The 10,094-nt window shown below is 67.4% G+C and carries 10 protein-coding genes; 4 read left to right on the forward strand and 6 right to left on the reverse strand.

Annotated features, from left to right (window positions below):
• Positions 1–3: 3 nt before the first annotated feature.
• Positions 4–252, reverse strand: coding sequence for a DUF2530 domain-containing protein (locus GM1_RS17990; RefSeq protein WP_008381200.1), 249 nt, complete (start codon positions 250–252; stop codon positions 4–6).
• Between the two features lie 79 nt (positions 253–331).
• Here GM1_RS17990 and GM1_RS17995 point away from each other — a divergent pair, with 79 nt between their 5' ends.
• Complete coding sequence (locus GM1_RS17995) at positions 332–1,777, forward strand: NCS2 family permease (protein ID WP_008381202.1); 1,446 nt, start codon at positions 332–334, stop codon at positions 1,775–1,777.
• 86 nt (positions 1,778–1,863) lie between these two features.
• On the opposite strand, the gene GM1_RS18000 is transcribed toward GM1_RS17995, so the two are convergent.
• The gene (locus GM1_RS18000; RefSeq protein WP_008381204.1) at positions 1,864–3,060 is read right to left on the reverse strand and encodes a GNAT family N-acetyltransferase; all 1,197 of its coding nucleotides are present in this window, start codon (positions 3,058–3,060) and stop codon (positions 1,864–1,866) included.
• Positions 3,061–3,095: 35 nt separating this feature from the next.
• On the opposite strand from GM1_RS18000, the gene GM1_RS18005 reads away from it, so the two are divergent.
• On the forward strand, positions 3,096–4,043 hold the full coding sequence (locus tag GM1_RS18005; RefSeq protein ID WP_008381206.1) for a TrmH family RNA methyltransferase: 948 nt from the start codon (positions 3,096–3,098) through the stop codon (positions 4,041–4,043).
• Here the strand turns inward: GM1_RS18005 and GM1_RS18010 are convergent, their stop codons facing one another.
• The 3 genes from GM1_RS18010 to serC all read right to left on the reverse strand — a co-directional run bounded on the left by GM1_RS18010 (position 4,044) and on the right by serC (position 7,047).
• Positions 4,044–4,847 (reverse strand): DUF6928 family protein, encoded by an 804-nt coding sequence (locus GM1_RS18010; protein ID WP_008381208.1) that lies wholly within the window; start codon positions 4,845–4,847, stop codon positions 4,044–4,046. It abuts the gene before it with no gap.
• A 5-nt stretch (positions 4,848–4,852) separates the two neighbouring features.
• A complete protein-coding gene (gene sepH / locus GM1_RS18015; RefSeq protein WP_008381210.1) occupies positions 4,853–5,719 on the reverse strand; it encodes a septation protein SepH in 867 nt (288 codons plus the stop codon).
• Between the two features lie 191 nt (positions 5,720–5,910).
• Complete coding sequence (serC, locus tag GM1_RS18020) at positions 5,911–7,047, reverse strand: phosphoserine transaminase (protein WP_008381212.1); 1,137 nt, start codon at positions 7,045–7,047, stop codon at positions 5,911–5,913.
• 106 nt (positions 7,048–7,153) lie between these two features.
• On the opposite strand from serC, the gene GM1_RS18025 reads away from it, so the two are divergent.
• Positions 7,154–8,074, forward strand: coding sequence for an ABC transporter ATP-binding protein (locus tag GM1_RS18025; protein ID WP_008381214.1), 921 nt, complete (start codon positions 7,154–7,156; stop codon positions 8,072–8,074).
• Positions 8,071–9,651 (forward strand): ABC transporter permease, encoded by a 1,581-nt coding sequence (locus tag GM1_RS18030; protein WP_008381216.1) that lies wholly within the window; start codon positions 8,071–8,073, stop codon positions 9,649–9,651. Before GM1_RS18025 ends, GM1_RS18030 begins: the two co-directional genes overlap by 4 nt.
• 9 nt (positions 9,652–9,660) lie before the next feature.
• Here GM1_RS18030 and GM1_RS18035 read toward each other — a convergent pair.
• Positions 9,661–10,094, reverse strand: a 434-nt coding sequence (locus GM1_RS18035) for a YczE/YyaS/YitT family protein (RefSeq protein WP_008381217.1), incomplete at its 5' end; no start/stop codon positions are given.

Here is a 10,094-nt window from a genome sequence, read left to right on the forward strand (position 1 = left end):
GCCCTAGTCGAGACCTTCCTGAGCGCTCGTCGAACCGCGACGTACCGCGGCCTTCTGCGCGAAGACCAGTAGCGTGCCCGCGACGCCGACGACCAAGCCGACCAGACACACGGTGAGCGCGCGATCACCGCCCAGATCCGTCAGCCAGACCACGACTGTGGCGACGAGCCACACCACCATGCCGACGACGATCACCGGCTCGGGTGCGCGGAGTCGCGCGGGAAGCTCGGGGATCGGTGTCTCATCGGCCATGCTCACAGGGTAGCTTTTCACCAGTGGTGCGCAGTTGGCGCACCGACGTTCCTGCATCCGTTACGTGAAGGGTGAACTGATGACCGATGCCGCTGGAAAGCCTGCCGGTGGTGTGCTGGACCGCTATTTCAAGATCTCCGAACGAGGGTCCACGATCGCCAGGGAGGTGCGCGGCGGTCTCGTCACGTTCTTCGCGATGGCGTACATCGTCGTCCTGAACCCGATCATCATCGGTGGTGAGCACAACACCGACGCTGCCGGAAACTTCCTCGACCCCACCCAGGTGACCGCAGTGACGGCGCTCGTCGCGGGTGTCATGTCGCTGCTCTTCGGGTTGATCGCGAACTTCCCGTTCGCCTTCGCCGCCGGTCTGGGCATCAACAGCCTCCTGGCCGTGACGATCGCGCCGCAGATGAGCTGGCCTGCGGCGATGGGTCTGGTGGTGATCGACGGCATCATCATCGTGATCCTCGGTTTCACCGGAGTCCGGACCGCGGTGTTCAACGCGGTCCCCAACGAACTGAAGGCTGCGATCGCGGCGGGCATCGGCGCGTTCATCGCGCTCGTCGGCCTCGCCAACGCGGGCTTCGTCACTCACGGCCCCGAGCACGGCCCGCCGGTCAGCCTCGGCGTGGACGGCTCGATCGCCACTGTCCCGACTCTCCTGTTCTGCATCGGTGTGCTGCTGATGGGTGTCCTCGTCGTCCGCAAGGTTCCGGGCGGTCTGCTGCTCGGCATCATCGTCATGACCATCGTGTCGATCATCGTCGAAGCCGTCCTGGACCTGAAGTCGGGTGAACAGGGCGGATGGTCGATGAACGTCCCGAAGCTCCCCGACGGCGTCGGTGGCGTCCCCGACCTGTCGCTCGTCGGTGACGTCGATCTGTTCGGCGCCTTCACCGGTGCGTTCGAGCACGTCAGCATTCTGATCGCCTGCGTCTTCGTGTTCAGCCTCGTGCTGTCGAACTTCTTCGACGCGATGGGCACCATGACCGGCCTCGGCAAGGAAGCCGGCCTCACCGACAAAGACGGAAACCTGCCGGGCATCGGCAAGGCGCTGGCTGTCGAAGGTGTCGGCGCCGTCGCCGGCGGTGTCGCGTCGTCGTCGTCGAACACGGTGTTCGTCGAGTCGTCGTCGGGTATCGCCGAAGGTGCGCGCACAGGTCTGGCGAACGTCGTGACCGGCGTGCTGTTCCTGGCCGCGATGTTCTTCACACCGCTGTACAAGATCGTCCCGATGGAGGCGGTCGCGCCGGCCCTGATCGTGGTCGGCGCGCTGATGATGGCGCAGATCAAGGAGATCGACTTCAGTCGATTCGACTACGCGCTTCCCGCGTTCCTAACGATCGTCGTCATGCCGTTCACGTACTCGATCGCGAACGGTCTCGGAGTCGGCTTCATCGCGTGGGTCGTCATGCAATCGGCCCGCGGCAAGATTCGCCAGGTGCATCCGCTCCTGTGGGCTGTCGCGATCCTGTTCCTCGTGTACTTCGCCCGCGGACCGATCGAGAATCTGATCAACTGACGCAGCGTCGTTCAACCGTTACCGCTCAGCGGGGGTAGACCTTCAATGGATCTGCCCCCGCTGAGCCGTAACGGGCGAACGCGGATTCAGAAGAAGGTGCCCGCGAAGGGAGCCCGCGGTACGTCGAACATGCGCGCCAGGACGTCGAGGTGCTCTTCGGTCGTGTCGATTCGACCTGCCAGGGCGAGCTCCCGGGCCGAGATCCCGCCGAGGTAGATGCTCGACAACGTCGCGATGTCGAGTACGGCATCGGCGGCCTGATCAGTGCGCGAGACCGTCGCGCGACCGCCGACCACGACGACCGCATAGCGGCCGGCACGATCGGAGTAGGTGTCGGCGACGTCGAGGACGATCGAGCCGTCGACGCCGTACGAGCGACGACTCAACGCGTCGACGACGTCGAGGATCGACACCCAGAGAGTGTCGGGGCGGCCCGTCACCGAGACGGCACGTGAATCCGTCAGGAGGTGCCCGAGGGTGTCGTCCACCGGGATCGCGGCGTCGATCGAGGTGATCAGGTCGAGTCCGGTCAGGACTCGCCAGAGATCGTCATGCGCCTGAGTGGTGACCGCGACGAAGTCCTCGACGGTGGCCGAATGGTTGCGAGCATCGGTGCGGTAGGAGGCGTAACCGTCGGCGTGCAGAAGATAGTGCAGCCCAGAGGTCTGGGAGTTCCGGCGGAACGTGCGATCGGCGAAGATCGACGGCCACCAGGTGTCCGGGCGTCCGATGGCCCCGGGATGCTGTGCGGCCCATCTGGCGTGGATCTCGGGAGCGCGCGTGGCGATCTCGTCGGGCGTCCCGTAGCGGACTCGCGAGTCCTCAGGGGCCTGGCGGCGGAACACGACTGCGGACGGATCGATGCGTGCCTGGTGCGCGAAGACGGCCGGCCCGAAGCCGAACCGCTCGTAGATGGTGCCCTCGGAGGCGGTGAGAATCGCGACGCTCAGATCGGCTGCGCGCCATGCGGCGAACTGCGCGTCGATCATCCTGCGAAGCAGGCCTCGCCTGCGGTGCGTGGCTGCGACGGCGACCCACGAGAGGCCCGCGGTCGGGACGACCTCACCGCCCGGAAGCGTCATCGGCAGGACGAAGTACATGGAGAACCCGACGATCCGGCCGTCGTCCCGGACGACGAATGTCGCGTCGTCAGGGAACTTGGCGCGGAACTCGGCGATCTCGTCGTCGGGAAGCGGAGCGGGGAGCACAAATGCTCTGGCGTCCGCTCCGATGATCTCGGGCCAGTCGGCTTCGGTCGCGGGGGACATCGTCAGCGAAGTCACATCACTACTCTGTCATTTTCTCTGCAGGCGTCCGCATGTGCCACCGTATAGACGTGAGCACCCGTGCAGCCATCGAGGTCATCGACATCACCGACCCGCTCGACGCGCGAGTCGACGACTTCCGCGACCTGAACTCAGTCGACCGCCGTCCCGACCTCCCGGCCTTGCCTGGAGGACGGGTTGGAAAGGCTCTGGTCATCGCCGAGGGCGTGCTGGTGGCGCAGCGGATGATCGCGTCGCGGTTCGCACCGCACGCTTTCTTCGGCGTGGATCGACGTCTGGCGGAACTCTCCGACGACGTCGTCGAGCAGCCGGGCGGAGTTCCGTTCTACCGTGCGAGCGCCGAGGTGATGGCCGAGGTGATCGGTTTCCACCTCAATCGTGGAGTGCTCGCGGCGGCACGCAGGCCGGAGGCGCTCTCGGTGTCCGAGGTGATCGAATCGGCGCGCACGATAGCCGTCCTCGAAGGCGTCAACGATCACGAGAACATCGGCAGCATCTTCCGGAATGCCGCGGGACTGGAGGTGGACGCCGTGATCTTCGGCGCGGGATGCGCCGATCCGCTGTACCGACGCTGCGTGCGTGTCTCGATGGGTCACGCGCTGCTGGTGCCGTTCGCGAAGTCGGACAACTGGCCGGGCGACCTGGAACTCCTGCGCGAGAACGGCTTCCGCACCATCGCGCTGACGCCGGGGGAGGGGAGCGTGCCGCTCCGTGACGCCGTGACCGGCCCGAGCGATCCCTCGAGCGATCCCTCCTGCTCCTCGAGCGACTCCTCCTGCTCCTCGAGCGACTCCTCCTGCTCCTCGAGCGACGTCGAGAGGAAACTCGCCTTCCTCGTGGGCGCAGAGGGCCCCGGTCTGAAGGAGCACACGATGCGTTCGTGCGATGTGCGAGCCCACATCCCGATGAGTCGGGGAACCGATTCGCTGAACGTCGCGACGGCGGCCGCAGTCGCCTTCTACGAGGCTCTCAGCAGATAGTCAGAGCCGACCGCGGAAGCCGAAATACCGGGAGATCGGACCGGGTGTGGGTGAGGCCGGCGCGGTGTCGTCCACTCGCTTGATCGGCATCGTCACCTCCACGTCAGCCGGACCCTCGACGGCGGCGGGCTCACGCGCGGGGGCTCGCGAGGCAGGCGACCAGTCGGCCCCGGACGGCCGGATGCTGTACGCGTAGACCGGGATCCGATCGAGTGCGGTGTCGTCGACACCGGACGGCGGTGTGAACCGGAATCCAAGCCACCGCCGGTTCGCCTCCTCGGCGAGCTCTGCGGGATGGAACGGCAGATCCAGCGGGTCGGGTTCGGCGTCGGGAAGGTACTGGAGGGGTCGAGCACCCGCCCAGAACTCGCTCTCGAATGGGTAGGGGAGGCCCTGATCGTCGTGGATGGTCGCCGGGGACGCCGCGAACGAGCGGACCAGGCGACCGTTCTCCCACCGGGCGAACGTCCCGGAGGACGTCTCCGGGTTGAGCGACAGAAGCAGGACCGTGCGGTCGGGAGCCAGCCCGGCGACGAATTCGGTCAGTTCGGCCGGCGACGTCGTCGACAGCGATCGTCCGGCCAACACGGCCAGGTCGCCGAAGTGGCCGGCGAACACCTCGTCGTCGCCCGCGGTCGCCAACGCGGACAGGTCCGTCGACGCCACCGCGGAGGGCGAACTGTCGACGAATGCGCGTCGAATGAACTCATCGGTCCGATCGGGGTCGGCGACAACGCCGCGCCGCAACTGTTCTGCGGGATCGGGACATGCGACCAACCACAAGGTGGTGGTGTGAACGAACACCTGCTCTACTCTCCGGGATGACTGCGGACGCCGAGGAGGACATCCTCCCACGCCGGCACTGTCGGAGTCGCGCGCTTGGAGCTGCGGTGCTTCGGAAGCGACTCTCCCGCAACCGAATGCGGCACGGAATCGTCGAACTCGAGTTCCAGCGGTGCGGCCGACTCGGCGCGATCGGCGCGGCTCTGTCGTTCGATGAGCCGGTCTGCGTCGACGGTCACCTCTTCGTGCCCGTCGGGCATCACCTCGCGCTGCGGGCGCGGAGCGGGAGCCGGTACCGCGGCCATCACAGATCGTCGTGCTGCACGGGCCAGTTCGGGTTCGGTGAGTTCGACGGCGAGGTCGTCCAACGGTTCGGTGACACCGCCGTGTGAGCCGGGAGTGAATCGCCAGTGAGCGAACTCGACGTCCCCGGTTCCCGGCCAGCCCACCTGGACCACCCAGCGGCCGTCGTCGGGTCGCCATGCGTCCCACTCGGCATCCGACGACGCACTGCCGCGCAGGGCGAGACATTCCGCGACGAGCTCGCCGAGCGTCGACGAACTGGTGCCGTCGATCCCCGACGGGTGCGAGGCCCGGGCGAGTTCGGCGGCGCGCATGCGCTCGAGAAGGACCGGGTGCGCGAATCGATGGATCTTGTCTTCGGCCACCCCGGTGGCGGTGGAGAGTTCGGCGACAGTCGCACCGGCCCGGATGCGGGCCTGGATCTCGCGCGGACTCACTTCGACAGCCGGAACGGTCGGCGTCGCCGATGCAGGCAGGACCGCTGCACGGAGCGTGTCGTCGACGGCCAGGGTGAACTCTTCTCCCGATTCGGGATCGACGCAGATCACCGAACCGTCGGGTTCGACGCGATCTGCTTTGAGCTTCCGCACGCGACCCTCCTCCGGTCCCCTCGTACACGGATGTTCTCCCCAGCGTAGGTCACCGTGCTGATAGAAGACTGATGGACACGCGGCGAACATCTCGACTGCGCTCGATGAACGAGGGCGTGGCGCTCGGCGAACGAGGGCATACGTCGGATCTGCGGCGTGTCCATCAGTCGGACTACGGGTGGAGCCTGGGATCAGAGGCGCTCGACGATGTAGTCGATGGCCTGGGTCAGCTTCTGCACGTCTGCCGGGTCGATGGCCGGGAACATGCCGATGCGCAGCTGGTTGCGGCCCAGCTTGCGGTACGGCTCGGTGTCGACGACGCCGTTGGCGCGCAGCGTCTTCGCGACGGCCGCGGCGTCGACCGAGTCGGCGAAGTCGATGGTGCCGACCACCTGGCTGCGGTGCGCTGCATCGGCGAACGGCGATGCGTACTCACTGGCCTCTGCCCACGAGTAGAGGATGTTGCTCGACTCCGCGGTGCGGCCGGTGCAGAAGTCCAGGCCGCCGTTCGAGTTCATCCACTCGATCTGGTTCTTGAACAGCAGCAGCGAGCCGAGAGCCGGGGTGTTGTACGTCTGGTTCTTCGAGCTGTTGTCGACCGCAGTCGGAAGCGACAAGAACTCGGGGCACCAGCGACCCGACGCGTTGATCTCCTCGACGCGGGCGAGCGCGGCCGGGCTCATGATCGCGACCCAGAGGCCGCCGTCCGACGCGAAGGACTTCTGGGGCGCGAAGTAGTAGACGTCAGTCGCGCTGATGTCGACGGGCAGACCGCCCGCACCCGACGTCGCGTCGATCGCGATGAGTGCGTCGCCTGCAGCCTCGGGGCGCAGGACGGGAACTGCGACGCCGGTCGAGGTCTCGTTCTGTGCCCAGCCGATGAGGTCCACGCCTTCGACGTCGGCCGCGGTGATGGCGGCCGGGTCGGGAGCGGTGCCCGGATCGGTGGAGATCACCTTGGGGTCGGCGAGGAACGGCGCCTTCTTGGTGACCGTGGCGAACTTCGACGAGAACTCGCCGTAGGTGAGGTTCAGGGCGCGCTCGCGGACGAGGCCGAATGCGGCGGCGTCCCAGAACGCGGTGGTGCCGCCGTTGGACAGGACCACCTCGTAGCCCTCGGGGAGGGAGAAGAGGTCGGACAGGCCTTCGCGGATCGCGCCGACGACGTTCTTGACGGGCGCCTGGCGGTGGCTGGTGCCGAACACGGATGCGCCGGTGTCGACCAGCGACTGCAACTGCTCGGGACGGACCTTCGACGGACCGCAGCCGAAACGGCCGTCGGCGGGCAGGAGGTCGGCGGGGATGGTGATCGCAGCGTTCTCGGTCATACCGAGGAGTGTAAAGCGTGTGCAAGCCGTCGGCCGATTCGGAACGATTCGCATCGTAAGCGCGCACTATGAAGAGAACAGATAGTTCGCCGGCGGGAGGCGCGGGATGGACAGACTCGGATCGGACTCGGTGATCGACGCGCGCGGTCTGCGCAAGAGATTCGGATCGTTCACCGCTCTCGACGGCCTCGATCTGACGGTGCGAGCTGGCGAGGTCGCAGGCTTTCTGGGGCCGAACGGTGCGGGCAAATCGACGACGATCAGAGTGCTGCTCGGCCTGATCCGGAGGGACAGCGGCGACGTCACGGTGTTCGGCGCGGATCCCTTCACCGACGCTGTCGACATCCACCGTCGTCTCGCCTACGTCCCGGGTGACGTGACGCTGTGGCCGCATATGACGGGCGGCGAGTGCATCGACATGCTGCTGGCGATGCGCGGAATCCGCGGATCGCAGACACCGGGCCGCGCTGAACTCATCGACCGTTTCGAACTGGACCCGACGAAGAAGTCGGACGCCTACTCGAAAGGCAACAGGCAGAAGGTGGCGTTGATCGCCGCCCTCTGCGCCGACACCGAACTGCTAGTACTCGACGAGCCGACGTCAGGTCTGGATCCGTTGATGACCCGGGAGTTCGAGCGGGCCGTCGCCGACCGCGCGGCACAGGGCACGGCGGTCCTCATGTCGTCGCACCTGCTCTCGGAGGTGGAGGAGATGTGCTCGACGGTCACCATCGTGCGCGACGGCCGGACAGTTCTCGCTGGTGAACTGTCGCGACTGCGGAACCTGCGCCGGTCGCGGGTGTCGGCGATGATTCCGGGAGGATCGGCAGCGCTCTCCGACGTAGACGGCGTCGACGATATGACTGTCGTGGGTGATCACATCGAGTTCAGCGTCGATCCGGCACTCCTGTCTGCGGTGCTCGCCCGACTCGGGACGCTCGACGTGCGCGGACTGACAGTCGCCCCGCCCAGTCTCGAGGACCTGTTCCTGCAGGCCTTCGACGTGACGCCCGGGGCGACGCCGTGAGCGGACTGCCGCTGCTCCTGCGCGCGGGAATCCGCCGTGACCGGGTGATCGCGCCGGTCGCCGTGGCGTTGTTCCTGCTCATCAATGTCTCGACTGCGGTGTCGATTCGTTCTATGTACTCCTCCCCGGAGCAGATCGCAGTTCTGCGCGCGGGCGCGGGGACGAACACCGCGTTCGTGTTCCTTCTCGGCCCGCTACCCGCTGACACGTCGCAGGCCGCACTCACCTCGTGGCGCGCCGGTCTGTTCATGATCGCTGCGCTCGGCGTGTTCGCGGCGATGACAGTCGTCCGACAGACGCGCCGGGAAGAGGAGGCGGGGCGGACCGAACTCGTGCTGGCCGGGGGTGTCGGCAGGCTTGTCCCGCTCATCGCAGGGTGCTTCGTCGCCGCGGCGACGGTACTCGCGACGTCGGTCGGGATGGCCGCGGTGATCGGGGCGTCCGGCGGCGATGCCGCATCCACTGCCATCGTCTTCGCGCAGTACGTGTGCACCGGGTTTGCGGCGATCGGGGTGGCCGCGATCTGCGCGGAAGTGGCGGCAGGCGCCCGCAGTGCGAACATCGCGGCGTCGTCGATCGTGGCCGGCGGTTATCTCCTCCGCGGGATCGGCGACGCGGCTCCGGACCTCGCGTGGCTGCGGTGGACCAATCCGATCGGTTGGGCCGAGCGAATGGCGCCCTTCGACGGCAATTCGCTGCTCCCGGTCGCCGCGAGCCTCGCGGTCGCGGCAGGCGGTGTCGCCGCAGCCTGCGGGGTCCGTTCGCGGCGTGACCTGGGCGCCGGACTGTTCGTGCGTAGACCGGGCCCCGCGAACGGGCCCGCCCGCTGGTCGACGACGGAGATCGTGTGGCGACTCGTTCGGACTCACACAATGTCGTGGGCGGTCGGTACCGGCGTGTACGCGTTCGTCGTCGGCTACCTGTCGTCGCAGGTCGCCGACTTCGCTGCGGGGAACTCCTACGTGGAGAAGATCATCGCAGCCACTGGCGCGGCCGGCATCACCGATGGATTCGTCGTCGCCATGACTGGTTTCCTCGCGGTGGCGGCGGCCGGTGGCGGGGTTGCGATCGTCGTGTCGATGAGAGGCGAGGAGCGTGCGGGACGTGCCGAAGCGATGCTCGCGGCACCGGTCGCACGACTGCGGCTGTACGGCACGTACGCAGGGTGGACCGCGGTGACGACGATCGCTGTCCTGGGATCTGCGGCCGCCGGTGTCGCAGCCGGATCGTGGGCGTCCGGCGGCGACGCAGCACACGTCGCGGGGCTCGCTTTCACCACGGCTGCGGCGTCGGTCCCCGCTGTGCTCCTGGTGGTGGCCGTCGTCGCCGCGCTGTACGGGATGCGGTCGACACTCGCCGTCGTCGGCTGGCCGATCGTGCTCGGGTCTTTCGCTCTCGGTCCGCTCGGCGATATGTTCGGCGTGCCGTCGTGGCTGCGCCAGCTGTCTCCTTTCACGCATGTCCCTGCCGTCCCCGTGACCGCGTCGGCCTGGCTTCCCCTACTTCTTCTGACGTTCTTCGCGCTCGTCATCGCGACGGCGGGCGCTCTGGCCTACCGCCGCCGCGACATCGGCTGACTGTGCGCTCTATGCGTTCACCGTGGGCCGCTGATCGGCGGGCTCGGAGTGGCCCGAGACGGCGTCGCCGACCTTCAACAGGCGGGCGAAGAGCTGGATCAGCGGTCCGACGCCGAGTGCGTACAGGACGGTGCCCGCACCGAGTGTGCCGCCTAGCGCGAAGCCGACGGCCACGACCGCCACTTCCAGTCCGGTTCGGACGAGGCGGACCGACCAGCCGGTGCGATTCACGAGACCGGTCATCATGCCGTCCCTCGGGCCGGGCCCGAATCGCGCCCCGATGTACATCACCGTCGCGAACGCGTTGAGGACGATGCCGCCGAGCATCATCGGGATCGCGACGACGAGTGCCGGGCTGTCCGGAAGATGTGGTGCGACGAGGTCGAAGACGAGGCCGAGCACGAGGACGTTCGAGACGGTGCCGAGTCCGGGACGTTGGCGGC

Origin of the sequence: Gordonia malaquae NBRC 108250 (assembly GCF_000344135.1) — a bacterium.
Lineage (GTDB): Bacteria > Actinomycetota > Actinomycetes > Mycobacteriales > Mycobacteriaceae > Gordonia > Gordonia malaquae.